Origin of the sequence: Frigoribacterium sp. PhB24 (genome assembly GCF_003755185.1) — a bacterium.
Lineage (GTDB): Bacteria > Actinomycetota > Actinomycetes > Actinomycetales > Microbacteriaceae > Frigoribacterium.
On the sequence record NZ_RKIC01000012.1, the window covers coordinates 343113 to 369819 of the forward strand.

Sequence of the window (26707 nt, forward strand, 5' to 3'; positions counted from 1 at the left end):
GCAGGTGCCGTGCGGGTGCTGCTCAGACGGCTCTCGGCCCGGTCTTGGGCGGACGGTGTTCGATTTCCTGAACGACAGGAGGCGCGATGAAGGTTCTGGTGCTGGGAGCGACCGGGGGCACGGGCTCACACGTCCTGCGGGTCGCCCTGTCGGCGGGGCACGAGGTGACGGTGCTCGTCCGGGACGCGTCCGCCCTCGACGTGACCGACGGCGTCCGGGTGCTCACCGGGGACGCGACCTCGGCCGAGGACGTCCGCGCCGCGGTGGGGGGACAGGGCGCCGTGCTCAACGCGGTCGGCTCGCGGAGCATCCGGCACCCGGTCGAGGTCGAGGTCGGCCGGGCCCTGCTGCCCGCGATGCAAGACGCGGGGGTCGACCGCCTCGTCGTCTGTTCGGCCTTCGGCGTCGGCGACAGTCAGTCCGACGCGAACACCCTGCAGCGGATGTTCTTCCACACCGTTCTCGGCAAGGTCTACGCCGCCAAGGAGGTCGCCGACGCCGAGGTGCGCGCGAGCGGCCTCGACTGGACGCTCGTCTACCCCACGCGCCTCACCGACGACCCGGCGACCGGGTCGCTCGCCACGGGGGAGCGGTTGCCCCAGGGCGCGGGCATCCACGTGACCCGGGCCGACGTGGCGCGCTTCATGCTGGCGCAGCTGACCGACACGACGTGGTCACGGAAGACCGTGGTCGTGACGGGCGCGGCCGACTGACCCCGCACCTCCTGCCGTGGTCGTGACGGGCGCGGCCGACTGACCCCGAACCTCCTGCCGTGGTGTCGCTACGGGCGGCGAGGCGCAGCGAACGCGGGCGTGTTCGGGGCGGGCGGGCGATCGCGCCGGCCCGGAACGCACGAACCCGCCCGCGTTCGACGAGCGCAGGGAGGTCGAGCGGCGGGGAGGTCGGGCTGCAGGGCGTCAGGAGAGGACGGCGAGCGCATCGATCTCGACGAGCATGGCCTCGTTCGGCAGTTCGACGAAGACCGTCGTGCGGGTGGGGAACACGCCGCTCGGGACGTTCTGCAGCAGGTAGGTCTCGTACGCGGCGTTCATCTCGGCGAAGTCGTCGCGCGTGGTGAGGAAGACCCGCAAAGAGACGACGTCGTCGAAGGTGCCGCCGGCGCCCTCGACGACGGCCTTGACGTTGTCGAGGGTGCGGACGGTCTGCGACGTCAGGTCGCCCGGGTGCAGGTACTCGCTCGTGGCGGGGTCTTGCGGGCCCTGGCCGGACACGCTGAGGAAGCCGTTCTTCAGCACGCCCTGCGAGAAGGTCGAGATGGGGGTGGGGGCGCCGCCGGTGCGGACTTCGGTCTTCTCGCTCACAGGTCTGCTCTTCTCTGATCGATGGTCTGTGGACCCGACGTGATGTGTCGTGTGTCGGGGGTGCCTGCAAAACTACCGTCAGGCACCGACACACGGCCTGACCGCAGTACGACCCCACCCGCCCCGTCGGAAGGCACCATGACCACGTCACCCGCGACCCCGTCCGCCCCCGGCGTCCGGCCGATCAGCAAGGTCGGCTTCGGTCGTGAACCCCGTCCCGTCCCGCTGATCGACCTCGCGACCCCGCTGCTGACGATCGACCTCGACGCCCTCGACCACAACGTCGACACCATGGCCGCCTGGTGCCGCGAGGCCGGGGTCGACCTGGCGCCGCACGGCAAGACGACCATGGCGCCCGAGATCTGGCGGCGGCAGCTCGACGCCGGGGCATGGGGTATCACGCTCGCGACGGCGTTCCAGGTCGCGGTCGCCCGCGAGGCCGGGGTGCCGAACGTCGTCCTGGCCGGCACCGCGTTCGCACCGGCGACCCTGGCTGCGCTCGCAGCACCCGGTGTCGACGTGCTCATGTGGGTCGACTCGATCGAGACCGTGCGGCTCGTCGACGCCGCCCTGGCACGGGCCGAGGCCGCGCGTCCGCTCGCGGTGCTGGTCGAGTTCGGGTCTCCGCTCGGTCGGACGGGTGCCCGCTCGGTGCGCGAGGCCCTGCTCGTCGTCGAGGCCGTGGCGGCCGCACCGCACCTCGTGCTGGCCGGGCTTGCCGGCTACGAGGGCGCCCTCACGCACGACGTCGACGCCGCCGGCATCGCCGTGGTCGACGACTACCTGCGGGGCCTTCTCGAGGTGTTCGACGGCATCGCCGCCCCGGCCTTCGACCCGTGGCTGTCGTCCGGTCACGACGTGGTGCTGACCGCCGGCGGCAGCGTGTACTTCGACCGCGTCGTGGCCGTGCTCGGTGAGCGTCACGACCCCGCGGGGCTGCAGGGGCCGCGCACGCGCGTCGTGCTGCGGTCGGGTTCGTACGTCGCGCACGACCACGACCTCTACCGCCGGCTGACGCCGTTCGCCCGCGACACCATGCCGACGACCGCAGGAGGCGCGGGCGGCACGGACGCCGACGTCACGGTGGTCGTCGGCGACGGTTCCGCCGGCACGGCGGCCGATCGTGAGATGGGTGGCCCCACCGACGGCGAGCTGACCGGGCTCGACGGCGCGGCCGAGGACTTCGGCGGTTCGGGTGGCCGCCGTGACCCGGTCGACGGCGCCGTCCACCGTGCGGGTCCCGGCGGCGGGGCCGAGGGCGCGTCCTTCCGGCCCACGCTCGAGCTCTGGGCGTCGGTGGTCTCGCGCCCGGAGTCGGGCCTGGCCTTGCTCAACGTCGGACGTCGAGACACGTCCGACGACGAGGGGTTCCCGGTGCCGCTCGAGGCGTGGCGTCCTCAGGTGGCCGACCGGCGCCTCCCCGGGGTGCTCGACGGGTCGCACGTGTCGGCGCTCAACGACCAGCACGCGTTCTTGCGGCTCGACCCGTCGTCGGGCTTGCAGGTCGGCGACCTGGTGCGGCTCGGCGTCTCGCACCCCTGCACCACGATCGACAAGTGGAACGAGATCGCCACGGTGCGGGGCTCGGCCGACCGCCGCGGTGTGCCGCCCGTGGTCGAGGGCGGCATCACCACGCGGTTCTGACCGGCGATGGGCGGTTCTGACCGGCGTCGGGCGTCTCCGGGCGTCGCCGGGCGCATCCGGCCGGTCGCGGCCGGCGGCCTACGAGCCGGAGCCGTCCTCGGTGCCGGGGGTGGGCGTCGGTGCGTCCGCCGGAGGGGTGGGTGCGTCGGTCGGCGGGGTGGGGCGGTCGGAGTCGTCCTCGGTGTCGCCGGAGTCCGTCTTCGGCCCACCCTTCTCGGGGCCGTGGCCCGGGCCTCCCTCGGCGCCGGGGCCGTGGCCGTGACCCGGGCCACCCTTCGGGCCGTCCGCCCCGGGGCCGTCCGCCGCGGGGCCACCGTCGGCAGGGCCGCCCTCGGGTGCGTCGGGCAGGGCCTTCCCGTCGGGGCCTGTGCCCGGGGTCGGCAGGGCCTTCCCATCGGGGCCGGTGCCCTCGGCAGGCGCGTTCCCGTCCGAGTCGTCGCCCGCGGCGGGTGGGGTCGGTGCGTCCGTGGGCGCACCGGTGGCGCCGTCGTCGGAGCCTCGTCCTCCGGGCCCCTGCCGTGAACCGTCGTCCTGGTTCGTCGCGTCGTCCTGGCCCGGCGTCGCGCTCGAGGAGGCGCTGGTCGAGCTCCCGGCGTTCGACACGGCGACGGCGGTGCTGGTGCCGACCAGGGCGAGGCCGGCGGCTGCGATGCCGATGCCCACGAGCAGGCGCTTGGTCGGTCGGCGGCGCGCGGTCGTTCCGCCGGCGTCCGAGGCGGTGTCGGCTCGGAACGCGCTGCCCTCGGTGGGCAGTTCGCGGGTGCGCTGGTCGTCGGCGACGATCGGCGTGGTCGGGGCCGCCGGCCGGCCGGGCGCCGAGGCCGGCAGCTCGGTGGTGGCGCGTCCGTCCTCGTCCTCGCGGCGCAGCCGTTCGGCCCAGGCGTCGTCCTGCGCGGGGGTGTCCTCGTCGCGGCGGTCGTCGTCGCGGCCGTCGGGGGTGATGTCCTTCGCCATGGTGTCTCCAGATGTCGGGTGCCGGGCGAGCCGCGGTGCGGCTGGCGGTCGGGGCGTTCCCGCCGGCACGCACCACTCTCGGAACCGAATCTGAAGCGGGGCTTAAGTCGGGTCGTCGGCCACGACTCCTTCGGCCACGGTTCGCTGCCCCTCGAGTAGTGTCACCGGACTGCCCGGCGCGACCAGGTCGCCGAGGTCGACCTCGGCCCGGAACCGCAGCTCGACCCGGTCCCCGCCACCGTCGCCACCGACCCACGAGCAGACCGCCCCCACGAGCACTCCGTCGAGGGTCGCCTCACCGGCATCGAAGTCGGGCCGGCCGGAGCCGAGCCAGACCAGCGGGCGATAGCTCCAGCCCGGCAGCAGGCGAGTCTGGACGTCGGGCGCGTCGAGCGTCCATGTGACGTCGGCCCGGATCGGCCGCGGTGACACGCGCCGGCCGGCGGGAGGAGCGGGAACGGGGCGCGGGTCGGATTCCCGTGCAGCCCGGAGGACGCGGGTGAGACGCCACGCCACCTCGTGGACGATCGCCTCGTCGAGCTCCGGCACGTCGAGCTCCGGCACGTCGACTCCCGGCGAACCGGCGGGCGACTTCGCCCGGGCCACGTGCCGGACGGCGTTCGTGACGAACTCGAGCTGGTCGACCGGAACGGCGAACCAGGGGTCCGGAGCAGCTCCGACGCCGACGGGGTGATCCTGCTCGAGGGCCCAGGCCGTCCAGCCGATGCGTCGGACCCCGACCGACCCGACGCCGAGAGGACCCGGTGCGGGCGCGTCACGGGCGGCTCGATCCGCTCGGCGCGCCCAGGCGAGGGCCACCCGTGACGACACGCCGATGACTCCGTCCACGTCGTCCGGGTCGGACGCCGCGGCGACGGCCCGCAGGGCACCCGACATCGTGACGAGATCTCGGGCGGAGAGCGCGACGACGATCTCGCGCTCGTCGCCGCGCGCGTCGCGGACGGCGTCGACGGCGTCGACGGCGGGCCGTCCCGCTCGGCGACGACCGTGAGGAAGAACCAGAGCGAGACCAGGAACGCCCCGAAGCTGACGGCTCCGAGGGCCCCCGAGGCTGACGGCCAGGCAGTCGTCACCAGGCCGCCGGCCGCGAACGCACCGATGCTGACGGCCGCCGTCACACCACCGGCGACGAGTTGGCGCCTCCGACGTTCCCCCGACATGAGGCGACCCTAGGGGATGCGGGCGATCTCGACGCACCGCCACCGGCTGCTAGCGTCACGGAATGTCCGAGCGACGAGTCCTGGCACCCGAACCGCCCGCCGACGGCCGGAAGGTCAGCGGCCCCCGGGCGACTCGTGCCGCCTCAGCTCGGCGACGACCTCGTCGAGGAAGTCGTCGACCTCGTCCTGGTCGTACCCTTCCACGAACTTCGTCGGCCGGAACCGTGCGTTCACGACGTCGACCGTCGACAGGACGCCGAAGGCGGTTCCCGTCTCGTAGGCCGTGAGCGTCGCACGGACGCGCTCGAGGAACGCATCGACGTCGCCCTTCGCGTACCCGCCGCGGAACCGGACCGCGGTGAACTCCTTCTCGGTCACGTCTCGTGCGAACACGCTGCCCCCCGTCTCACGGCCGGATCGTCCCGGTCGCTGCACCCCGATCCTTCCACGACGGCCCGCCGACCCGCGTTCGGCGCCCGCCGACCGACGCCCGGCGCGACGCACATCCATCACCCAGCCCGTCCATAGCCTCCGCCCACCCGCCGCACCTACCGTGCGAAGAATGCTCAGCCCCGCCCGTGTCCTCGTGATCGACGACGACGAGACCATCCGCACCGCCGTCGTCGCCGCGCTCGGAGCCGAGGGCTTCGCGGTGCACGGCCTGGCCGACGGCTCCGACCTGCCGGATCAGCTCAAGGCCTTCGTGCCCGACCTGGTCGTGCTCGACTGGATGCTGCCCGGGGCCAGCGGCATCCGCCTGGCGGCCACCATCCGCACCTCGTCCGACGCGGCGGTCGTCATGCTGACCGCCCGCGACGAGGTCGACGACCGGCTGCGCGGCTTCTCGGAGGGCGTCGACGACTACGTGGTCAAGCCCTTCGCCGTCGCCGAGCTGATCGCCCGTGTCACGGCCGTCTTGCGCCGCCGCGGTCGCATCCCCGCGGTGATCGAGATCGGCGACCTCGTGGTCGACCCCGACGCGGCCCGCATCACCCGCGGCGGCGAACCGCTCGACCTCACCGCCACCGAGTTCCGCCTGCTCGGGTTCCTCGCCGAGAGCCGGGGGCGCACCGTCTCGAAGACGCAGATCCTCACCCAGGTCTGGGGTTACGACGACTACGACCCCAACCTCGTCGAGGTGCACCTCAGCGCCCTGCGCCGCAAGATCGAGACCCGCGGCCCCCGCCTGATCCACACCGTCCGCGGTCTCGGCTACCGGATGAGCGCGTGATCCGCCCGCGCCGCGCCTCCCTGACGACCGGCGACCCGACCCGGCCCCACGACGACCCGATCCGGCCCCGAGGAGGCGCGGTGCCGGCTCCCGGCGCCGCCGCCCCCGGGCTGCGCACCGGCTCGTTGCGCGTCCGCACGGTCGTCGCCGTGCTGCTGCTGCTGGCCGTCCTGCTGGCGGCGCTCGCCGTGACGGTCGAGCTCACCCTCGGCCAGCGCCTCCGCGCCCAGGTCGTCGACCGGCTGTCCGACCGCGCCGCGGCCGCCGCCGCCCTGGTCGGCACGGTCGACGGCGACGAGCTCGCCGACCGGCTCTCGGCCCAGGGGCTCTCGGTCGTCATCCGCGACGCGGACGGCGACGCCATCGTCGCCGGCCCGAGCCCCGACGAGCTGCGCGACGGTCCGCCCTCGCTCGGCGACGGCCCTGGGCGCGGCGGCCCGGCCTCGGGCCCCGACGGCGGACGAGGAGGCGCGGGCACCGACACCCGGGACGGTACCGGCTCCGGCGCGACCGGCTCCGACTCCTCGACCGGCACCGACTCCGGGGAGGCGGGCGGCGCCTCCTCGTCCGACGCGGTCACGGTCAGCTCGTCCGAGGTGCGGAGCGACGACGAGGTGACCACGCTCGTGTCGCAGCTCAGCGACGGGTCGACCATCACCCTGACGACGGACTCGCGCTCGGTCGGCGAGACCCTGACGCAGCTGCGCTGGGTGATGACCGGCGCCTCCGCGGCGTTCCTGCTGATCGCGGCCGTCGGCCTCGCCCTCGTGGTGCGGGCGACCCTGCGGCCGCTCGACCGGATGACGAGCGTCGCCCGGTCGATCGCGCACGGCGACCGCGGCCGCCGCCTGCGACCGGCCCGACGAGACACCGAGATCGGTCGGGTCGCCGTCGCCTTCGACGAGATGCTCGACGGCGTCGAGGGCGCCGAGCGGACGGCCCTCGACGCCGAGACGCGCGTGCGGGCGTTCGTGTCGGACGCCGCCCACGAACTGCGCACCCCCGTGGCCGGCATGCGCGCCGCGGCCGACACCCTCGTGCGGTCGCCCGGCACGGCCGACGAACGCGAGCGGCTGGCGACGCACGTGGTGCGCGAGGCCGAGCGCGCCTACCGGTTGATCGACGACATGTTGCTGATGGCCCGGGTCGACCAGGGGCTCTCGCTCGACGTCGCGCGCGTCGATCTCGGGGCGTCGCTGCTCGCCGACGTCGAGCGCCAGCGGCTGCGGCGGCCGTCGCTCGACCTGCGCGTCGTGCTGCCCGACGGACCGGTCGTGGTCGCCGCCGACGCGGGCCGGGTCTCGCAGATCGTCGGCAACCTGGTCGACAACGCGGCCCGGGCGACGGGTGGCACGGGGCAGGTGACGCTGTGGCTCGACGCGTCCCGGGCCGACGAGGTCGCGGTGCTGGTCTCGGACGACGGCCCGGGAGTGCCCGCCGCCGACCGGGAGCGCGTCTTCGACCGGCTGGTGCGACTCGACGGGGCCCGCCGGTCCGGGGACGGAGGCGCGGGCCTCGGACTGCCCATCGCCCGCGGTCTCGCCCGCGCCCACGGCGGCGACCTGGTCTGCGAGGCGCCCGGGGTGGCGCGGCCCGGCGCGGTGTTCCGGCTGACGCTGCCCGTCGCGGTGCGGGCCGGGTCGGAGGCGGCTGTCGTCGTGAGCGCCCCGTCGCCCGTCGCCGCGCAGACGTCCGCGCTGCGTCGCACCACCGCCTGAACGTCGCACCACCGTCGCGTCGTGGAACCACGCTCGTGGGCGGTTCGACGACGCGACGGTGGTGCGACCTCGCCCCGCTGCGGCGCTACAGGGCGACGAGCCGGTCGTACGCGTCGTCGACCCAGGGGTCGACCGTGCGGCGTGAGGCGTCGGCGTCGTGCCAGGCGACGATCTGGCGGGCTCCCTCGGCGAAGGGGGTCCGCGCCTCCCAGCCGGGCACCAACGCCCGGATCTTCGAGGTGTCGAACACGGCCGGGTGGCTGCGGTCGCCGCAGAGGTCGGCCGTCCACTCGGGGACGGCGTCGGTGAGGACCTGCGTCGTGCGGTGGACGACGTGCAGCGACGCCCCCGCGGCGTCGGCGAGGTCCCGCGCGATCATGTTCCAGGTGAGCAGCTCGGGCGACATGATGTGGAACGCCTCGCCGAGGGCGCCGGGGTGCCCCAGCAGGCCCACGAAGGCCCGCGCGAAGTCGGCCGAGTGGGTCAGCGCCCAGAGCGAGGTGCCGTCACCGTGCAGCACGACCGGGTCGCCGCGTCGCATGCGCTCGATCGTGGTCCAGCCGCCGAGCAGCGGCACGTGGGTCTCGTCGTACGTGTGCGAGGGCCGCACGACCGTCGCCTGCACCCGCCCCGCGAGGTGCTCGTCGCGCAGCAGGCGCTCACAGGCGATCTTGTCGCGCGAGTACGACCACCACGGGTTGAACAGCGGTGTCGCCTCGGTGATCGGCAACGACACCGGAGGCTTCTGGTACGCCGAGGCCGAGCCGATGAACACGTACTGATCGGTCAGCGGCGCCACGACCCGCAGCATCGACGCGAGCTGGTCGGGCGTGAAGGTCAGGAAGTCCGCGACCGAGTCGAAGCGGCGTCCGTCGAGGACGGTGACCAGCGCCTCCTCGTCCCGGACGTCGGCCACGAGGTGCTCGACGCCCGCGGGCACGGGACGGATCGTGGTGCTGCCGCGGTTCAGCACGGTCACGGCCAGGCCGTCGCGCAGGGCCTGCCGCACGACCGAGGCGCTGATCTGCCCGGTGCCGCCGATCACGAGGAGGGACGTCGATGTCATCGCTCCACTGTGCACCCCCGCGACCGGGCACGGTCGTCGAGGTGGGCCGGAGCCGGGCAGGAGGCGCGGGTCGGGACACCGGGCCGGGTCGCGGCGCTTTCGTTGTCGACCGCGGCTCAGAGCCCGTCGAGGGCGCGTCGGGCCGCCCGGACCAGCTCGGGGTCGGTCACGAACCACGAGTCGGTCGACGCCTCGGTGCCGAGCGACACGGTCGACCCGGGACGCGACGAGGAGGCGCGCACGGCCTGCGCCCGCTTCGCAGACAGGTGCACGGCGTCGACCCGAGCGGCCACGAGTGCCGGCACGTCACCCAGCTGCACCCCGCCCCCGGCCATCACCTCGACGTCACCGGCGACCTCGACCAGGCGCGGCAGCACCCCCGACGCCAGGCCCGCCCCGACCGTGGACGCTCCGCCCGAGGTCAGCACCCGCGTGACGCCCAGCCCCGCGAGAGCCGCCACGGCCGCCACCGGGTCGGCCGCGCGATCGACGGCCCGGTGCACGGTGATCTCGAGCGTCGCGCCCGGCTGTGCCGCGGCGGCGTCGAGCGCGGCCTCGACGAACCAGCGGAGGGCGTCGACGTCGAGCGAACCGTCCTCGCGCAGCGCTCCCACGACGACGCCGGCCACGCCCGACCGCACCAGTGCCCGGATCTCGCGCACCATCACGTCGAGCTCGTCCGTGTCGTAGACGAAGCCGCCGGGCCGGCTCCGCACCAGCGCGTGCACGGGCACCCCGGTCGCGACCACCGCCTCGACCAGCCCCTGCGACGAGGTGACCCCGCCGAGCTCGAGGGCGCTGCAGAGTTCGACTCGGTCGGCTCCGCCGTCGCGGGCCGTGACGGCCCCGGCGGCACTCGTCACCGCGATCTCGAGGGCGGGCCGGTCGAGGGCGGGCCGCTCGAGGTCGGGCCGCTCGAGGTCGGGCCGGTCGACGTCGAGCCCCGCCGGGGCGGACTCGGCTGCGGATGAGGAGGCGCGGGTCGCGTCGTTCGTCATGTCACGACCCTAGGCGAGCGGCTCGCCCGCATGCCGGGCCCGGCATGGGGCGGGGTGCATGATGGCGGGATGTCCGACGCACCCGCACCCGCCGACACGCCCGACGCACCCGCCGAGTCACCGGCCACCCTCGCCTACCGGGCGGCTCGCGACCACCTGCTGGGGCTCGGCCACGATCTCGACCGGGCGAGCGACGAGTTCCGCTGGCCGGACGTCGGCGACGCCTTCAACTGGGCGACCGACTGGTTCGACGTGATCGCCCGTGGCAACGACCGCACGGCGCTGTGGATCGTCGAGGAGGACGGCTCCGAGCAGAAGGTGTCGTTCGACGCCATGCGCCGCCGCAGCGACCAGGTCGCGGCGTGGTTGCACGACCTGGGTGTGGCGAAAGGCGACCACGTCATGCTCATGCTCGGCAACCAAGTCGAGCTGTGGGAGGCCATGCTCGCCGTGATGAAGGTGGGCGCGGTCATCCTGCCGACGTCGACCGTGCTCGGCAGCGCCGACCTCGCCGACCGCATCGAGCGCGGGCTCGTGCGCCACGTGATCGCCAACGCGGCCGACGCCGCGGCGTTCGCGGCGGTCGAGGGGGTCGAGGCCGTCACGCGGATCGCGGTCGTCCCCGGGGGCGAGGCGACCCCAGCGGGCTGGACGTCGTTCGGGGACTCGCACCGCGCCTCCTGGGCTCGCCCCGAGGTCGCGACCGCGACCGAGGACGCCTGCCTCGTCTACTTCACCTCGGGCACGACGAGCAAGCCGAAGATGGTCGTGCACTCCCACGCCTCGTACCCGGTCGGGCACCTGACGACGACGTACTGGCTGGGCGTGCGGCCGGGCGACGTGCACATGACGATCTCGTCACCGGGGTGGGGCAAGCACGCGTGGAGCTGCTTCTTCGCGCCGTGGACCGCCGAGGCCACCGTCTTCGTCTACAACTACGGGCGCTTCCGCCCGGCCGAGCTCCGGGACCAGCTGGAACGGGCCGAGGTCACCTCGTTCTGCGCGCCGCCGACCGTCTGGCGCATGCTGATCCAGTCGTCGCTGGGCTCACGGCCGAGCGCCCTCCGCGAGGCCCTCTCGGCCGGCGAACCGCTCAACCCCGAGGTGATCGGGCGGGTGCAGCAGGGCTGGGGTCTCGACATCCGCGACGGCTACGGCCAGACCGAGACGACGGCCATCGTCGCGAACGCTCCCGGCGGCACGATGAAGGCCGGGTCGATGGGGCGTGCCCTGCCCGGCGTCGAAGTCGTGCTGGTCGACCCCGTGACCGGTGCCGTCGGCGACGAGGGCGAGGTCTGCCTCGACCTGACGACGCGGCCCGTCAACCTGATGAGCGGCTACCTCGGCGACGCCGCCCGCACCGAGTCGTCGATGCGCGACGGGTTGTTCCACACCGGTGACGTGGCGGTGCGTGACGCCGAGGGCATGATCACCTTCGTCGGCCGCACCGACGACGTCTTCAAGTCGTCGGACTACAAGATCTCGCCGTTCGAGGTCGAGAGCATGTTGATCGAGCACCCGGCCGTCGCCGAGTCCGCGGTCGTGCCGGCTCCCGACGACACCCGGCTGAACGTCGTCAAGGCGTACGTGACACTGGCCGAGGGGTGGGCGCCCGACGCCGAGACCGCGCGGGCCGTGCTGGCGCACGCCCGCGTGTCGCTGCCCGCCTACGAGCGGGTGCGGCGCGTCGAGTTCGCCGAGCTGCCGAAGACGATCTCGGGCAAGATCCGACGCGTCGAGCTGCGCGACCGCGAGGAGGCGCTGGCCCGGTCGGGCGAGCGGGCCGCGGCCGAGTGGCGCGACGCGGACTTCCCCGACCTGAAGGGGTAGCCGCCGCGACAGCGTGCGGGGTTCCCGCACCGCACCGTGTTCCGTGCACCGCACCGTGTCGAGAACGGGTGCGGTGCACGAGACGCGGTGCCGCGGCGGAAGGCCGGCCCGTGCTCAGCCGGTGGGCAGCTCGCGGCCGGCCGCCCAGACCCGGGCGACCGTCCAGTCGTCGTGCCACGCCACGGCGTCGGCCGCGTGGCCCGGGGCCAACCGCCCGAGCGGAGGGCGCGCGACGGCGGCCCGTCCCGTGCTCGCGACGGCGGCCGGCTCCCCTCCCGTGCTCGCGGGCCCGTCGGCGCGCAGGCCCCCGGCGTCGAGGCCGAGCACCCGGGCCGGCACGAGCGTCAGCGCTGCGACGGCGTCGACGGCCGAGAGACCGGTCCGCAGGACCGCGATGCGCAGGGCGGCGTCCTGCGTCAGGGTCGACCCTGCGATCGTCGACGTGCCCGTGAGCGTGGCCACGCCGTGCTCGACCGTGACCGCGAGTTCGCCGATGCGGTAGTCGCCGTCGGCGGCTCCGGCCGCGGCCATCGCGTCGGTGATCAGGGCGACCCGCCGCGGTGCCGAACGGAGCACGAGGTCGGCCACGGCCGGGTGGACGTGCACCCCGTCGAGGATCAGCTCGATCGTCACGCGTTCGTCGCCGACCGCCGCGACGAGCGGCCCGGGGTCGCGGTGGTGGATGCCGTTCATCGCGTTGAACGCGTGCGTCACGAGTGAGGCGCCCCGGTCGAAGGCCGCGCGGGCCAGGTCGAAGTCGGCCTCGGTGTGCCCGACGGCGGCGACCACGCCCGAGCTGACGAGCCGATCGATCGCGTCGAGCCCGCCGGGCAGCTCGGGGGCGAGGGTGACCTGCCGCACGACGCCGTCGCCGGCTTCGAGCAGGCTCTCGACCGTGGCCGCGTCGGGTTCGAGCAGGAAGTGCGGGGCGTGGGCTCCCCGCCGGTCGGGAGCCAGGAACGGCCCCTCGAGGTGCGCTCCGAGAACGAGCTCGTCGCGCCGCATCAGGTCGCCGACCAGCCCGAGCGAGCGCGACAGCACCGGCACCGGGTTCGCGACCAGGCTGATCAGCGAGCGCGTCGTGCCGTGCCGCCGGTGCAGGGCGAGGCCGGCGTCGAGGTCGTCCGGCCCGCCGTCGAAGGCGTACCCGCCGCCGCCGTGCGTGTGCAGGTCGATCAGCCCCGGGGTGAGCGTCGCGCCCGCGAGGTCGACCGTGACGTCCGCCGGGGGCGGCACCGCGCCTCCTGCGGTCGGGTCGTCGGTCGCGCCCCGCGTCGACGTCGACGAGGAGGCGCGGGTCGCGTCGACCCCGCCGCTCGCCCCGCCCGCCGCGCGCGACCCCGGCACCGTGGCACCGGTGGCGACGATGACGTCGCCGTCGACGAGCATCCAGAAGCCGTCGACCTCGCCGTCGGCGTCGACCTTGCGGGCGTCCGTGAAGAGGATGGTGGTCATCGTCGGGCCGCCCGGCGGTTCTCGCGACGGAAGGCCAGGACGCCCGTGACGCCGGCCAGGACGGCGAACGCCGCGGCGACGACCGGGTAGCCGAGCATGGCCCAGGCCGCGACCACGGCCCCCATGATCGCGATCTCGACGAGGGCCTTGCCCACGGCGTCGGTCGGGATCGGCGCGCGCGGTGAGCGGAAGAGCCCCCACACCACGATGGCGAACAGCGGGGCCCCGATCATGAACGCCAGGGACGGGAACGGGAACGGCCAGGCGAGGTAGCCCCAGAACCCGAGGCTGAGGAACGCGAGGATCAGCGTCACGAAGCGGACCACGTCGAGGGCGCCGACCGGGCCGCCGCGGGCCGGGGCGGGAGGGGGCGCGGAGTCGATCGGAGTCACCCGCCCAGCGTACGGCCACGGCCCGGAACCCAGGGCACGGGGTCGAGTGGCCAGGAAGTGCTCGTCACGGGTCCGGGAGCAGCATCTTCCGCCCACTCGGCACCGAGCACCGGGTGCCGGGCGCAGGGGAGGGGGCCGGAGCCGACGAGGAGCGGGGCTAGCGGAAGACGATGGTTCGGGCGCCGTCGAGCAGCACCCGGTCCTCCGCGAACCAGCGGACCGCCTGGGTCAGGGTGCGGCTCTCTTCGTCCTGCCCGATGGCCATCAGTTCGGGCGCGCTGCGGGTGTGGTCGACCCGCACCACGTTCTGCTCGATGATCGGCCCCTCGTCGAGGTCGCTCGTGACGAAGTGCGCCGTCGCGCCGATCAGCTTCACGCCGCGCGCGTGCGCCTGGCGGTAGGGGTTCGCCCCCTTGAAGCCGGGCAGGAACGAGTGGTGGATGTTGATCGCCCGCCCCTCGAGCGCCGCGCACAGCTCGGGGCTGAGGATCTGCATGTACCGCGCCAGCACGACGAGCTCGATGTCGTACCGGTCGACGACCTGCAGCACGCGCGCCTCGAACGCGGCCTTGGACGCCGGGTCGGTGACGGGGTGGTGCTCGAACCGCTTGCCGTAGAACTCGGCGAGCCCCGACAGGTCGTCGTGGTTGGCCAGGATCAGCGGCACCTCGATCGGCAGTTGCCCCGCCCGCTGGCGGAACAGCAGGTCGTTGACGCAGTGCGCGGCCTTGCTCGCGAGCACGAGCGTGCGGGTCGGGCGACCGACGACGTCGAGTTTCGCCTGTACGTCGTAGTGCGCGAGCACGGGCGCCAGCGCCGCCTCGAACGCGTCGCGCTCGCCGGGTGCCTCGACCTGCAGGCGCATGAAGAAGGTGCCGGTGTCGTGGCTCGAGAACTGGGCCGACTCGGTGATGTTGCCACCGGCCTGCACGACGGCGCCGCTGATCGCGTGGACGATGCCGGGCCGGTCCTGGCAGACGAGCGTCAACGTCCAGTGCGTCGTCGAGGAGGCGGGAGCGGAGGAGGCGCGGGTGGCGTCGGTCACGTCGGTCACCCGCCCAGGGTAGTGCGGTCGACGAGGCCGGACGGGCAGGTCAGTACGACGAGATCAGCAGCGTGACGAGGGCCACGAGCGGCAGGAGTCCCTGGGTGAGGGCGGCCCGGGTCTTCGTGCGGTCCGAGAGCAGCAGCACGAGCGCGGCGGCCAGCATCGACCCCGTGCCGACGACGACGAGCGCGTTGCCCGACGGGGACGCCTCGAAGGCGCTGCCCGCGCCTCCTGCCCCTCCGGCCCCTCCTGCCCCTCCGGCGACGATCAGGACGACGCCGACGATCGTGACGACCGCGAGGAACAGGTTGTAGAAGCCCTGGTTGAAGGCGAGGCCCTTCGTGTGCTCGGCCTGGGCGTCGCTCGTGACGCCGAAGGTCGCGCGGACGCGCGGAGTCGTCCAGAGCAACGACTCCATGACGAAGATGTAGACGTGCAGCAGAGCGGCGAGCGAGGCCGCGACGAGCGAGACGATGAGCATGTCCCGACCCTAGGGGGCGATGCCCGGGGGCGGGGCGCCGGACACGTGTCCACGGCCCCGTTCGGGGTCGTTCCTGTGGGGTCCCGGGGTCCGCTAATCTGACGGTCGTTCTGTCACCTGCGAGCCGATCGGTCTCGTCCCGATCGCCCTGGAGCACCCGTGCCGTCGTCTGCTCGTCGCTCGTGGGTCGGCGCACTCGCCGTCGCCCTCGCCGCCGTCCTCTTCGTCCCCGTGGTCACCGTCGCCGCGACGCCCACGGTGACCCTGCAGGGGACCGTGTCCCTCGAGGGCGGTGGGGTCGCCTCGGGGTGGGTGAGCGTCCTGTCGACCGGTGGGTCGAACGTCGCGAGCGCGACCGTCGACGCAGCCGGCCATTATTCGGTGGACGTCGCGTCCGGCGCCGGATACCTGATCCAGATGACCTACACCGGCGACACCGACCATGTGCGGACGTCCTTCGCCGGGGGAGGGTTCTCCTGGAACACGGCGGCCACCGCCCCCGTCTCGGGCCCGACGACGCGCGATCACGTCGTCCCTCGTTCCGGGCAGGTGGTCGGCACGCTGACCGGTGTCGACGGCCCCCTCTCGTCAGCCTCGCTGTGGCTCGAGATCCACGGGTCGGCCAGCTCGCCGGAGTTCCGTTTCGCCTACGACGAATCGTCGCAGACCTACCGCATCACCAAGCTCCCTCCCGGCTTGTTCGACCTCGCGTTCGCCGCCGATGATCGGCTGGACGACAGGCAGCGCTTCGGGGCCGTGAGAAAGGGGTCGATCGACGTCGCGCCCGGTGGTGCGTCGGTCCGAGTCGACGTGACGCTCCCGCGGACGGGCACGATCACGGGACGAGTGGTCGGGCCGTCGGCGCTGCTGACCGGGGCCGCTCCGATCGGCTCCGTGAGCGCGTACCGGACTCCGCGCATCCCGTCGGACCCCCTGTCGGGTTCCGAGTTGTACAGCGACATCGCAGCCGACGGCACCTTCGCCCTGGTGGACCTGCCCGCCGGGTCGTGGACGCTCTGCGCGAGCGCGGCCTGGAATCGTTCGTACCTGCGAACGGGCTGTTCCGCCGATGGCACGCGGGTCGTCGTCGAGCTGGCGAAGAACCAGGTCGTCACAGGCGTCGATGTCGGACTGCTCGCGGCTGGCGCCGTCACGGGCCGTCTCGTGTCGGAGATCGACTACGAGCTTCCGGCACCTGCGTTCTCCTGGGCCGTGGTCACCTTGTTCGAGCCCGGACGCGGCCTCGAGCATCCCGTCGCAGGGGCTGCCGTCGAGGACGACGGGACCTTCCGCATGGACCACGTGAGACCGGGCACCTACGTCGCTCGGATCGAGGACACGAGCTGGCGTTCGGACGCCCACGGCTGGTGGCCGGACGCCCCGTCGGTCGAGTTCGCCGAGGAGATCACCGTGACCGCGGGTGCGACGACCGACATGGGCGCCGGAACGCTGTCGGACGACATCGCCACCGAGCGCCTGGCCGGCAGCGACCGGTACGCGACGGCCGTCGAGGCCAGCAGGGCGCTGTTCCCGGCGGGCTCGCCCACCGTGCCCGTCGTGTACGTGGCGAACGGCACCGGATACGCCGACGCCCTCTCGGCCGGACCGGCGGCGGCCGCCGAGGGCGGCGGCCTGCTGATGGTCTCGCGTGACGAGGTGCCGACCGTCGTCGCCGACGAGCTGCGTCGACTGCGGCCCGGCCGTGTCGTCCTGGTGGGCGGCCCCGCGGCCCTCTCGTCGAGCGTGGAGGCGCGCCTCGCGAAGATCACGGGTGTCAAGCCCGAACGCCGTGCCGGCGCGGACCGGTACGCGACGTCCCTCGAGGTCAACGAGGCGGTCTTCGGTGGGGGTGACGCGCCCGCCGAGCTGTTCCTCGCGACGGGCCGCGGGTTCGCCGACGCCCTCGCCGCCGGTCCGGCAGCCGCCCACCTGGGCGGCCCGGTGCTGCTGGTCGACGGGACGGGCCCGCTCACCGCGGCGCAGACCGAGTTCGTCCGGGGCACCCCGAAGATCGACGTGGTCGGCGGGCCGGCCGCCGTCTCGGACGCGACGATCGAGGCCATGGGCCCCGTGCTGCCGGGGATCGAGGTGCGTCGACTCGGCGGAGCCGATCGCTACGCGACGGCCGCGTCGGTCAACGAGCACGCCTTCGCCACCGTCACCGACCGTGCGTACCTCGCCACGGGCTCCGGCTTCGCCGACGCACTCGGCGGTGGGGTGCTCGCCGCGGCCGACGACGCACCCCTCTACCTGACGACCGCGAGCTGCGTGCCCGAGGTCACGCTCACCGACCTGTTCCGGGTGGCACCCAACATCGTCACGGTGCTGGGCGGACCCGCGGTCGTGTCGGACGACGTGCTCGACGGGCTCCCCGCCTGCTGAGGTCGACGCCGCCCGCGGCGTCCGCGCGGCGTCCGGGCATCCAGGACGCACCACCGTCGCGTCGTCGAACCGCATTCCGCGGTGGTTCGACGACACGAGCGTGGTGCGACCTGCGCGGCAGAGCCTGTCGGGCGTCAGGTCAGGAGGCGCGGGTCGGGCGGCCACGCCGGGAGGGGTTCCGGTCGGGCCGCCGTCGTGCTCATTTCTCGATCTACCGAGACGTTTGGTAGATCACGCGAGACCGCACACGACGACGTGGGAGCCCACCTCTTCTATCGTGCCTCGCCCGGCAAGGAGAGTCTCGGCAGCCGCATCGGCCACGCCACCCTCGCCCTCACGCCCGAGGGTGAGCCCGCACCCGGTGCCACTTGGGTCGACGACCCGGCCAACCCGGTGCTCCGCCCCACCCTCGACGACGAGCTCTTCGGCACCGAGGACCCCAAGGTCTTCCGGGCCGAGGGTCACTTCTGGCTGTTCTACAACGGCGTCTTCCCGATCACCGAGGAGGCGCGGGTCGCCGCGCGGCTCACGCAGGGTGAGGTGGGGCGGAGGGCAGGGCTGCCGCAGAGTGCCGTCTCGCGCTACGAGGGCGGCTCCAAGATCCCGTCGTTGCCCGTGCTCGAGCGTCTCTTCGAGGCGGCGGGCCTCGACCTGGCGCTCACGCTCACGCCGTCTCGTCCCCGGGCGTCCACGGCCGCGTCTTCGTTCGCCGGCCCCGTGGGGTGCAGTGTGCAACCACGCCGTGCCGAACTGCGATCGTTCTTCGCGCACGAGGGGTTCGGCTCGCCGCAGGTCTTCGGCAGCGTCAGCCGGGGTGACGACCGCGCCGACAGCGACCTCGACGTCGTGCCCCGCGACGGCCTGACCCCAGAGGTCGCCGAAGCGGTCTCGCGCGACGGCGTCGCCCTGTGAGTCGTCACGATCGGGCACGGCTGGACGACATCGCGGCCGCCTTGGTCGCCATCGACGCGCATCGTCGACGTGGCGACCTGACGGACGGGCTCGTCTCCGACGCCGTGCGCGTCCGATCGATCGAGATCGGAGAAGCGGTGAAGGGACTCTCGTCCGAGAATACGAGCGAGGCGCGGGTACGGTCGAGCGCATGAGCGACGACACGCAGGCCCCCGGCCCCGACGACACCGGCCGCGACACGAGCCCGGGGCACGAGGTCGACCACGACCCGACGGGCATGACCGACGACGAGAAGCGGCACGACCAGTTGACCCGCGCCCCGAAGTCGGACGAGTCGGACGCCGCCCCGCGCATCACGACCGAGGACCGCGGCGACGGCGTCACCCGCATCGACGTCGCCGACACGGCCAAGGTCCGCCCGGGCAAGGCCGACTGACGCGGGGTGCCGGTCGGCGGGCCGTCCGCGGCGGCTGACCCGCGCCTCTTCGGCACCTCCCGCGGCTTCGCGCTTCGCAAACGGGACAGCACGTGGGCACCCGTCCGCCCCCGGGCATACCGTGCATGCATGGTGTCCCAGGTCAGCGTAGAACCCAGTCCACCGGCCACGAGCCCGAACCCGCCGGGCGTCCCGGCGACGACGATCACGCTCGACGTCAACGGCAGCCCCCACCGGCTCGAGGTCGACAACCGCACCTCGCTGCTCGACGCCCTGCGTGAGCGCCTCGACCTGACCGGCTCGAAGAAGGGCTGCGACCACGGCCAGTGCGGCGCGTGCACGGTCCTGGTCGACGGGCGTCGCACCAACAGCTGCCTCGTCCTCGCCGTCAGCGCCGAGGGCAGCGACGTCACGACCGTCGAGGGGCTCGCCGACGGCGACACCCTGCATCCGGTGCAGCAGGCCTTCCTCGACCGCGACGCCTACCAGTGCGGCTACTGCACGCCGGGCCAGATCTGCTCGACGGTCGGCATGATCGAGGAGGCGCGGGCCGGCATGCCGAGTCACGTCACCACCGACATCACCAACGGCGAGATCGACCTCGACGACGAGGAGGTCCGCGAACGCCTGAGCGGCAACCTCTGTCGGTGCGGGGCCTACATGAACATCGTCCCGGCCGTGCACGACGCGGCCTGCGCGCACGACGCCGACGCCACCGAGCGAGCCACCCGATGAAGACCTTCGAGTACGAGCGCGCGACCGACGTCGCCTCGGCCGTCGCCACCCTCGACCGCACCCCGAACGCCAAGGCCCTGGGCGGTGGCACGAACCTGGTCGACCTGATGAAGCTCGGCGTCGAGCGTCCCGACCTGCTGGTCGACGTCAGCCGCGTCGACTTCGGCGGGGTCGACGAGTTGCCCGGCGGCGGACTGCGCATCGGGGCGGGGGTCCGCAACAGCGACCTCGCCGCGCACCCGCTCGTCCGAACCCGCTACCCGGCCCTGACCCGCGCCCTGGTCAGCGCGGCCTCGGGTCAGCTGCGCAACCAGGCGACGACCGGCGGCAACCTGCTGCAGCGCACCCGATGCACCTACTTCATGGACACCACGAAGCCCTGCAACAAGCGTGAACCCGGCACGGGCTGCGGCGCGATCGCCGGGCTGTCGCGCGAACTCGGCATCCTCGGCGTCAACGACCTCTGCATCGCCACGCACCCGGGCGACATGGCCGTCGCCCTCGCCGCGCTGGACGCCGTCGTCGTCTTCGAGACCGTCGACGGCGAACGGCGCCTGCCCGTCGACGAGTTCTTCCGCGAGCCGGGCGACGACCCGACCCGCGACACGAACCTGCCGAGCGGCGCGCTGATCACCGCGGTCGAGCTGCCCGCGCTGCCCGTCGCGATCAACTCGACCTACCGCAAGGCGCGCGACCGTCGGTCGTACGCCTTCGCGCTGGGCTCGGTCGCCGCCGCCCTCGCGGTCGACGAGGCCGGCCTCGTGACCGACGTCCGCATCGCCCTGGGGGCCGCGTCGCCGGTGCCCTGGCGTGCCCGCAAGGCCGAGGAGGCGCTGGTCGGCTCACCGGCGACGCCCGCCTCGTTCGCGGCCGCCGCGCAGCTCGAGCTCGCCGCCGCGACGACGACCGAGCAGAACGCGTTCAAGGTGCCGCTGCTGACCCGGCTCGTCGTCGGCGTGCTGAGCGAGCTCGCCGGTCTCGGCCACGAGGCCGACGACACGGCCGAGGGCGCCGACCCGTCGCCGTTCCGCCCGACCGGTGCCAACGGGTCGCCCCGCAGCGTCGCGGCCGACGTCGATGCCGGCTCCGGCTCCGGCTCCGACGCCGACTCCGACGGGAGCGCGTCATGACCGCCGTCGACGTCGTCACCCCCGTCGACACGAGCGTCCCCACGGGACTCGGCGCCCCCGTCGCCCGCCTCGAGGGCCGCGATAAGGTCACCGGCGCCGCCCGATACGCCTACGAGCACACGCCCGACGGCGTGCTGTACGGCTGGATCGTGCAGTCGACCGTGACGACCGGCACGATCACCGGCTCGAACCGTGACGAGGTGCTCGCGATGCCCGGCGTGCGCGCCGTCATCACCCACGAGCAGGCCCCGCACCTCGAGGACGCCGACGACGGTGAACTGCTCGTGTTGCAGTCGGCCGAGGTCGCCTACCGCGGCCAGCCGGTCGCGCTCGTGGTGGCCGACACCTTCGACACGGCCCGCGAGGCCGCGTCGGCGCTCGCCGTCGAGTACGACGAGGGCGGCATCGACGTCCTGCTCAGCACCGAGCACCCGTCGCTGTACGCCCCCGAGACCGTCAACGCGGGCTTCGAGACCGACACCGTGCAGGGTGACGTCGACGCGGCGATGGCCGACTCGTCCGTCGTGATCGACGAGACGTACGAGACGGCGGCCCTGTTCAACAGCCCGATGGAGCCGCACGCCACGGTCGCCACCTGGGCCGACGGCGAGCTCGACGTGCTCGACTCGAACCAGGGCACGAGCGGCGTCGCGACGTCGCTCGCGACGCTGTTCTCACTCGACCCGTCCACGGTGCGCGTCCGTGCCGAGCACGTCGGCGGCGGCTTCGGGTCGAAGGGGTCGGCCCGTCCGGTCGTCGTGCTCGCGTCGATGGGCACCATGCTCACCGGCAGTCCGGTGAAGGTCGCCTACACGCGGCAGATGATGTTCGCGATCGCGGGTTACCGCACGCCCACCATCTCGCGCATCCGGTTGGCCGCCGACTCCGAGGGGCACCTCTCGGCGCTGTCGCACCAGACGTACTCGCACTCGTCGACGTTGCAGGAGTTCACCGAGCAGACCGCCGAGCCGACCCGCCACCTCTGGGCGGCCCCGAGTCGCCTGATGACGCACCGGCTCGCCCGCCTCGACGTGCCCACGCCGCGCTGGATGCGCGCGCCCGGCGAGGCACCCGGCGTCTACGCCGTCGAGTCCGCCATGGACGAGCTGGCCCTGTCGCTGGACCTCGACCCGATCGAACTGCGCGTCCGCAACGAGCCCGAGGTCGACCCGCACACCGGCCAGCCGTTCAGCAGCCGGCACCTGGTCGACTGCCTGCGCCGCGGTGCCGAACTGTTCGGCTGGGAAGGCCGCGACCCGCGCCAGGGCGTGCGTCGGGTCGGGCGCTGGCTCGTCGGCACGGGCGTCGCCGCCGCGACGTATCCCGCGAGCGTGATGCCCGCGGGCGCGCGGGTGACCGCGCTGCCGGGCGGCCGGTTCGAGGTGGGCGTCAACGCGACCGACATCGGCCAGGGAGCCCGCACCGTCATGGCCCAGATCGCCGCCTCCGAGCTGGGCGTGCCGATCGACGTCATCGACCTGCGCATCGCCGACAGCACGCTCCCGACCGCGGGTGTGGCCGGCGGGTCGTCGGGCACGGCGTCGTGGGGGTGGGCGGTGACCAAGGCGAGTCGGCAGGTGACCGAGCTGCTCGCGCAGGGCCAGCCCGTGCCTCCTGATGGTCTCGAGGTCGTCGTCGACATCGACGAGGACATCGCGGCGATGAGCGACCACTCGCGCTTCGCCTACGGAGCCCAGTTCGTCGAGGCGCGCGTCGACCTCGACTCGGGCGAGGTCGTCGTGCCGCGCATGGTCGGCGTGTTCGCGGCCGGTCGCATCATGAACGCCCGCACCGCCCGGTCGCAGTTCGTCGGCGGCATGACGATGGGCCTGTCGATGGCGCTGCACGAGCACGGCATGCTCGACCCGACCCAGGGCGACTACGGCAACCACGACTTCGCGGCCTACCACGTGGCGGCCAACGCCGACGTGGGGTCGATCGAGGTCGAGTGGCTCGACGAGGAGGACCCGCACCTCGCGCCGATGGGCGGCAAGGGCATCGGCGAGATCGGCAACGTCGGCGCGGCGGCCGCGGTGGCGAACGCGGTCGCGCACGCGACCGGCATCCGCGTCCGCGACCTGCCCATCCAGCCCGACAAGCTGCTCGCCGGCCTGCCGACGCGGTACTAGCGCCCACACCCCGGGAACTCGCCGAGACCCTCCTACGCGCAAGGGGGTCCCGGCGAGTTCCCGGGGTCTGGCGTCAGCGGACCACGTGGATGCTGCCGTCGCGGTCCCGCAGCGGAGCCCGCGAGGCGCCCGAGCGCACGGCGAGCACCTCGGCCATGATCGACACCGCGGTCTCCTCGGGCGTGCTCGCCCCGAGATCGAGTCCGATGGGGGAGCGCAGGCGGGCGAGCGCGTCCGGCCCGACGTCACGCGACCGCAGCGCGGCGATGCGGCGGTCGTGCGTCACCCGTGACCCCATCGCCCCGACGTAGGCCGCGGGGGAGGCGAGCGCCACCTCGACCAGGTCGGCGTCGAACCGTTCGTCGTGCGACAGCACCGCGATCACGGTGCGCTCGTCGACGTCGGTGCGCGCCAGGTAGTCCGGCGGCCATTCGACGACGACCTCGTCGGCCGACGGGAAGCGCTCGCGGGTCATGAACACCGGACGCGGGTCGCACACCGTCACGCGGTAGCCCAGCACCGCGCCGGCGTTGCACAGGGCGACCGCGAACTCGACCGCCCCGAAGACGAGGAGGCGCGGCGGCGGCACCGAACGCTCGCTGAAGACCCGCAGACCCTCGCAGTCGTCGACGGTCGGCACGACCTCACCGGTGCGGACGGGACCGAGTACGACGTGGGCCGAGGCCTCCCGTCCGGCGACGGCGTCGCGGAGGGCGTCGATCGTCACGGCGTCGTCAGGGGAGACGAGCCGCGCGAGCACCTCGATGCGTCCGCCGCAGCTGAGGCCGACCTCGAACGCGGTCTCGTCGCTGAACCCGAAGGACTCGAGCTGGGGCATGCCGTCCTCGAACACCTGCGTGCAGATCTCGTAGACCGCGCCCTCGACGCACCCACCCGAGATGCTGCCGATGACGGTGCCGTCGACGGTGACGGCCATCGAGGTGCCGACCGTGCGCGGCGCGCTGCCCACGACCGACACGGCCGTGGCGACGGCGATGCTCTCACCGGCGTCGAGCCGGGCCAGCAGGCGGTCGGCGATCTCGAACACGGGACTCCTCGGGGGCGGCGTCGGGTGGCGCCAGGTCTCGATGCTGCCACGGCCCGGCGCCGGCGGCACGTCACGCCGCCGGGCGTTCGTCGCGTGGACAGTCCGGTTACCCTGCAGCCATGCCCGAGATCGTCGCTCCGCCGTCCGTCGGCCTGTTGCTCGCGGCCGGTGCCGGGATGCGCATGGGCCGACCCAAGGCGCTCGTGGTCGACGAGCGCGGACCCTGGCTGACCCGTGCCGTGGCGACGCTCTTCGACGGGGGCTGCGACCGCGTCCTCGTCGTGCTCGGTGCGGGCGCGATCGAGGCGCGAGCGCTGCTGGCGGCCGACCCGCGCCTCCTCGGGGTCGCCGGGCAGGCGAGGGTGTCGGACGTCGTCGCCGACGACTGGGCCGACGGGCTCTCCGCCTCGCTCCGCGCGGGGCTGGCGGCGCTCGCAGCATCGGCCCCCGAGGAGGCGCGGCTCGCCCTGATCACGCTGGTCGACTACCCGGGTCTGCCGTCGTCCGCCGTCGCGCGGTTGCTGTCGCCCGCGGCCGCCGACGTGCCGCTGGGCCCGGGTGCGCTGCGCCGGTCCGTCTTCCACGGCCGCCCGGGTCACCCCGTCGTGGTCGGTCGGTCGCACTGGTCGGCCCTCGCGGCGTCCCTCACCGGGGATCGCGGGGCAGGCCCCTACTTGCGGGCCCACGCCGCCGAGCCGGTCGACTGCTCCGACCTCTGGGACGGCCGGGACGTCGACGCGCCCGCCTGACCCGCGCCCATCCGACGGTCAGTTGCACGTCCCGCTGCCGCTGTAGCACGGGGTGTAGTCCGCGGGCAGAGGCTCCTGACGCGGTGTGGGGGAGTCCCACCGGTCTCCGGGGACGGGTGCGCCGGCGGCACCGACCACGACCAGCCCGGCGATGACGACGGTCGCCACGACGGCGCCTCGGTGCCCCGCGGTGATGGCGGCGACGAGTGCGACGACCAGGCTCGCGAGGCAGGCGACGAGGGTGCGGAGCCAGGCCGTCGCCGTCTCGTCGCTGACGGTGACGGGAGAGCCGACGAGGCTGAACTCGGCCGAGAACCACTGCCCTGCGAGCGACAGCATGAGCAGGACGCCGGCCGCGAGCGCCAGGGCCTCGACGATCACGGCGACACGGTGCGCCACGGGCCGGTCCGCCCGGGGCGCGGGTGCTGCCGGGCCGGCCGCAGGCGCTGCCGGTCCGGCCGCAGCTGCTGCCGGTCCGGCGGCAGGGGCGGGGCCGACGGTGCGTGCGGCGTCGGCGTCCGCGAGGGGCGCACGGTCGGCCGGACGTGCTCCGTCGCTCGCCGGGGCGTCGCGCCGGCCACGGCCCGACCGCGCGGCGAGGACGACGAACGAGGCCAGGCCGACCGTGGCCACGAAGGGCAGACTGACGAACACCACGGTGGGCAGCGTGTAGAGGGAGACTCCGGCTCGGAGGCCCGACGTCACGCCCGATCCGACGGTCAGCTCGACGCCGGCCCGGGCCACGGCCGCCGCGGCGACGTAGAGCCAGGCCCGGCGTGACGCCGTGGCGTCCGACCATCGCCACGCCACGAGCACGGCGAGGACGGCCCACACGACGAACGGCACCAGCCCGGTCTGCGCGAGCGCGCCCGGCAGCTCGAGCAGCGACGCGACCACGCGTCCGGACGAGGCCGACACCGTGAACAGCAGCCGGCCGGCGACGAGCAGGGCCACGGTGGTGGCGACCACCCAGGTCACCTCGCGACGGTCGACCCGTCGGCGCAGGCTCTCCGCGGCCCCCGCGAGCCGACTCCTGAGCTGAGTGTTCATCATGGGTAGACGGTAGTACCGGGTTCGTCGTCGTGCCGTCGCCGCGTGGCGCCCGGGGCACCGACGTCGGCAGGATCTCGATGGCGCGGGCCGGGCCGCGCGCCCTAGCGTCGGTCCCATGCCGATCACGCCTGACACGAAGAACTGGACCTGGGTGCTCGAACGCCCCTGCCCCGACTGCGGCTTCGACCCCGCCGAGGTCACGTTCCGCGACGTGCCGCTCCTCGTCCGCGAGAACGCCGCCGCCTGGCCAGCCGAGCTCGCCCGGCCAGACGCCGGCATGCGGCCCGACGACACCACGTGGTCGCCGCTCGAGTACGGGGCGCACGTTCGCGACGTGTTCCGGGTCTTCGACACGCGCCTCCGGCTCATGCTCGCCGAGGACGCCCCGACCTTCGCGAACTGGGACCAGGACGCCACCGCGCTCGCCGACGACTACGCCGCGCAGCGGCCCGCGGTCGTGGCCGACGAGCTCGTCGCCGCGGCCGCGGTCGTGGCCGACGCGTTCGAGGCGGTGCCCGACGATCACCTCGGCCGCACGGGCCTCCGGAGCGACGGCTCGGCCTTCACGGTCGAGTCGTTGGCCCGCTACTTCGTGCACGACCCCCTGCACCACCTGCACGACGTCCGCCGCTGATCGCGCCCTGCCCGACGTCGAACCACGTCCCGACGTCGCACCACCGTCGTGGGGGGGGGCCCCCCCCCCCGGGGGGGGGGGGGCCCCCGGGGGGGGGGGGGGGGGGGGGCCGGGGAGGTTGGGAACACCCCCCCCCCGCCCCCCGGGACGCCCGGCGCGGGCGGGTTGGGACAAAAGAC

At 74.0% G+C, this 26707-nt stretch carries 25 protein-coding genes and 2 pseudogenes; 14 read left to right on the forward strand and 13 right to left on the reverse strand.

Going from position 1 to position 26707, the window contains the following annotated elements:
* Window positions 1-86 precede the first annotated feature (86 nt).
* Entirely contained in the window at window positions 87-713 is a 627-nt protein-coding gene (locus tag EDF50_RS11530) for an NAD(P)-dependent oxidoreductase (protein WP_123519659.1), read from the forward strand.
* Between the two features lie 204 nt (window positions 714-917).
* Here the strand turns inward: EDF50_RS11530 and EDF50_RS11535 are convergent, their stop codons facing one another.
* Window positions 918-1322, reverse strand: a complete 405-nt coding sequence (locus EDF50_RS11535; RefSeq protein WP_123519660.1) for a RidA family protein — start codon at window positions 1320-1322, stop codon at window positions 918-920.
* A gap of 138 nt (window positions 1323-1460) precedes the next feature.
* Between EDF50_RS11535 and EDF50_RS11540 the strand changes: the two genes are divergently transcribed.
* Complete coding sequence (locus tag EDF50_RS11540; RefSeq protein ID WP_158612698.1) at window positions 1461-2966, forward strand: alanine racemase; 1506 nt, start codon at window positions 1461-1463, stop codon at window positions 2964-2966.
* Between the two features lie 78 nt (window positions 2967-3044).
* On the opposite strand, the gene EDF50_RS11545 is transcribed toward EDF50_RS11540, so the two are convergent.
* From EDF50_RS11545 to EDF50_RS16990, 4 genes and pseudogenes are all read right to left on the reverse strand, one after another.
* Window positions 3045-3920, reverse strand: a complete 876-nt coding sequence (locus EDF50_RS11545; RefSeq protein WP_123519662.1) for a hypothetical protein — start codon at window positions 3918-3920, stop codon at window positions 3045-3047.
* Between the two features lie 102 nt (window positions 3921-4022).
* On the reverse strand, window positions 4023-4817 hold the full coding sequence (locus EDF50_RS11550; protein ID WP_123519663.1) for a hypothetical protein: 795 nt from the start codon (window positions 4815-4817) through the stop codon (window positions 4023-4025).
* 422 nt (window positions 4818-5239) lie between these two features.
* A pseudogene (locus tag EDF50_RS16985) lies at window positions 5240-5353 on the reverse strand (DivIVA domain-containing protein); the annotation flags it as partial.
* 45 nt (window positions 5354-5398) lie between these two features.
* Window positions 5399-5710, reverse strand: a pseudogene (locus tag EDF50_RS16990) (DivIVA domain-containing protein); the annotation flags it as partial.
* Here EDF50_RS16990 and EDF50_RS11560 point away from each other — a divergent pair.
* Together EDF50_RS11560 and EDF50_RS11565 are read left to right on the forward strand one after the other, a co-directional pair.
* Complete coding sequence (locus EDF50_RS11560) at window positions 5664-6332, forward strand: response regulator transcription factor (RefSeq protein WP_123519664.1); 669 nt, start codon at window positions 5664-5666, stop codon at window positions 6330-6332. The pseudogene EDF50_RS16990 and the gene EDF50_RS11560 sit on opposite strands and share 47 nt — an antisense overlap.
* The gene (locus tag EDF50_RS11565) at window positions 6329-8050 is read left to right on the forward strand and encodes a HAMP domain-containing sensor histidine kinase (RefSeq protein ID WP_233570577.1); all 1722 of its coding nucleotides are present in this window, start codon (window positions 6329-6331) and stop codon (window positions 8048-8050) included. The genes EDF50_RS11560 and EDF50_RS11565 overlap by 4 nt, the downstream gene beginning before the upstream one ends.
* Window positions 8051-8135: 85 nt before the next feature.
* Here the strand turns inward: EDF50_RS11565 and EDF50_RS11570 are convergent, their stop codons facing one another.
* Together EDF50_RS11570 and EDF50_RS11575 are read right to left on the reverse strand one after the other, a co-directional pair.
* Window positions 8136-9116, reverse strand: coding sequence for an NAD-dependent epimerase/dehydratase family protein (locus tag EDF50_RS11570; protein ID WP_123519665.1), 981 nt, complete (start codon window positions 9114-9116; stop codon window positions 8136-8138).
* A gap of 116 nt (window positions 9117-9232) precedes the next feature.
* Window positions 9233-10114, reverse strand: coding sequence for a copper homeostasis protein CutC (locus EDF50_RS11575; protein WP_123519666.1), 882 nt, complete (start codon window positions 10112-10114; stop codon window positions 9233-9235).
* 69 nt (window positions 10115-10183) lie between these two features.
* Here EDF50_RS11575 and EDF50_RS11580 point away from each other — a divergent pair, with 69 nt between their 5' ends.
* Window positions 10184-11944: an AMP-binding protein gene (locus tag EDF50_RS11580; protein WP_123519667.1), complete on the forward strand. Its 1761-nt coding sequence runs from the start codon at window positions 10184-10186 to the stop codon at window positions 11942-11944.
* 114 nt (window positions 11945-12058) lie between these two features.
* Here the strand turns inward: EDF50_RS11580 and EDF50_RS11585 are convergent, their stop codons facing one another.
* From EDF50_RS11585 to EDF50_RS11600, 4 genes are all read right to left on the reverse strand, one after another.
* Window positions 12059-13399 carry an N-acetylglucosamine-6-phosphate deacetylase gene (locus tag EDF50_RS11585; RefSeq protein WP_233570579.1) on the reverse strand — a complete coding sequence of 447 codons (1341 nt, stop codon included), beginning with the start codon at window positions 13397-13399 and terminating at the stop codon, window positions 12059-12061.
* On the reverse strand, window positions 13396-13791 hold the full coding sequence (locus tag EDF50_RS11590) for a YrdB family protein (RefSeq protein WP_233570581.1): 396 nt from the start codon (window positions 13789-13791) through the stop codon (window positions 13396-13398). The genes EDF50_RS11585 and EDF50_RS11590 overlap by 4 nt, the downstream gene beginning before the upstream one ends.
* A gap of 157 nt (window positions 13792-13948) precedes the next feature.
* Window positions 13949-14836, reverse strand: a complete 888-nt coding sequence (gene purU, locus EDF50_RS11595; RefSeq protein ID WP_123519722.1) for a formyltetrahydrofolate deformylase — start codon at window positions 14834-14836, stop codon at window positions 13949-13951.
* A 49-nt stretch (window positions 14837-14885) separates the two neighbouring features.
* Complete coding sequence (locus EDF50_RS11600) at window positions 14886-15320, reverse strand: DUF1304 domain-containing protein (RefSeq protein WP_123519668.1); 435 nt, start codon at window positions 15318-15320, stop codon at window positions 14886-14888.
* A gap of 159 nt (window positions 15321-15479) precedes the next feature.
* Between EDF50_RS11600 and EDF50_RS11605 the strand changes: the two genes are divergently transcribed.
* From EDF50_RS11605 to EDF50_RS11635, 7 genes are all read left to right on the forward strand, one after another.
* Window positions 15480-17702 carry a cell wall-binding repeat-containing protein gene (locus tag EDF50_RS11605; RefSeq protein WP_123519669.1) on the forward strand — a complete coding sequence of 741 codons (2223 nt, stop codon included), beginning with the start codon at window positions 15480-15482 and terminating at the stop codon, window positions 17700-17702.
* 255 nt (window positions 17703-17957) lie between these two features.
* Window positions 17958-18614 (forward strand): helix-turn-helix domain-containing protein, encoded by a 657-nt coding sequence (locus EDF50_RS11610; protein ID WP_158612699.1) that lies wholly within the window; start codon window positions 17958-17960, stop codon window positions 18612-18614.
* Window positions 18611-18808, forward strand: coding sequence for a hypothetical protein (locus EDF50_RS11615; RefSeq protein WP_123519671.1), 198 nt, complete (start codon window positions 18611-18613; stop codon window positions 18806-18808). The genes EDF50_RS11610 and EDF50_RS11615 overlap by 4 nt, the downstream gene beginning before the upstream one ends.
* Window positions 18805-19050 (forward strand): hypothetical protein, encoded by a 246-nt coding sequence (locus tag EDF50_RS11620; protein WP_123519672.1) that lies wholly within the window; start codon window positions 18805-18807, stop codon window positions 19048-19050. Before EDF50_RS11615 ends, EDF50_RS11620 begins: the two co-directional genes overlap by 4 nt.
* Window positions 19051-19179: 129 nt before the next feature.
* Window positions 19180-19785, forward strand: a complete 606-nt coding sequence (locus EDF50_RS11625; RefSeq protein ID WP_123519673.1) for a 2Fe-2S iron-sulfur cluster-binding protein — start codon at window positions 19180-19182, stop codon at window positions 19783-19785.
* The gene (locus tag EDF50_RS11630) at window positions 19782-20915 is read left to right on the forward strand and encodes a xanthine dehydrogenase family protein subunit M (RefSeq protein WP_123519674.1); all 1134 of its coding nucleotides are present in this window, start codon (window positions 19782-19784) and stop codon (window positions 20913-20915) included. The genes EDF50_RS11625 and EDF50_RS11630 overlap by 4 nt, the downstream gene beginning before the upstream one ends.
* Complete coding sequence (locus EDF50_RS11635; RefSeq protein WP_123519675.1) at window positions 20912-23044, forward strand: xanthine dehydrogenase family protein molybdopterin-binding subunit; 2133 nt, start codon at window positions 20912-20914, stop codon at window positions 23042-23044. Before EDF50_RS11630 ends, EDF50_RS11635 begins: the two co-directional genes overlap by 4 nt.
* Window positions 23045-23117: 73 nt before the next feature.
* Here EDF50_RS11635 and EDF50_RS11640 read toward each other — a convergent pair whose 3' ends face one another.
* On the reverse strand, window positions 23118-24092 hold the full coding sequence (locus EDF50_RS11640; protein ID WP_123519676.1) for an XdhC family protein: 975 nt from the start codon (window positions 24090-24092) through the stop codon (window positions 23118-23120).
* Window positions 24093-24211: 119 nt separating this feature from the next.
* Here EDF50_RS11640 and EDF50_RS11645 point away from each other — a divergent pair, with 119 nt between their 5' ends.
* Window positions 24212-24841, forward strand: a complete 630-nt coding sequence (locus EDF50_RS11645) for an NTP transferase domain-containing protein (RefSeq protein WP_123519677.1) — start codon at window positions 24212-24214, stop codon at window positions 24839-24841.
* A gap of 18 nt (window positions 24842-24859) precedes the next feature.
* On the opposite strand, the gene EDF50_RS16840 is transcribed toward EDF50_RS11645, so the two are convergent.
* Complete coding sequence (locus tag EDF50_RS16840) at window positions 24860-25894, reverse strand: DUF6234 family protein (protein ID WP_199738742.1); 1035 nt, start codon at window positions 25892-25894, stop codon at window positions 24860-24862.
* A gap of 115 nt (window positions 25895-26009) precedes the next feature.
* Between EDF50_RS16840 and EDF50_RS11655 the strand changes: the two genes are divergently transcribed.
* Entirely contained in the window at window positions 26010-26528 is a 519-nt protein-coding gene (locus tag EDF50_RS11655; RefSeq protein ID WP_123519678.1) for a DinB family protein, read from the forward strand.
* The last annotated feature ends 179 nt before the right edge of the window (window positions 26529-26707 follow it).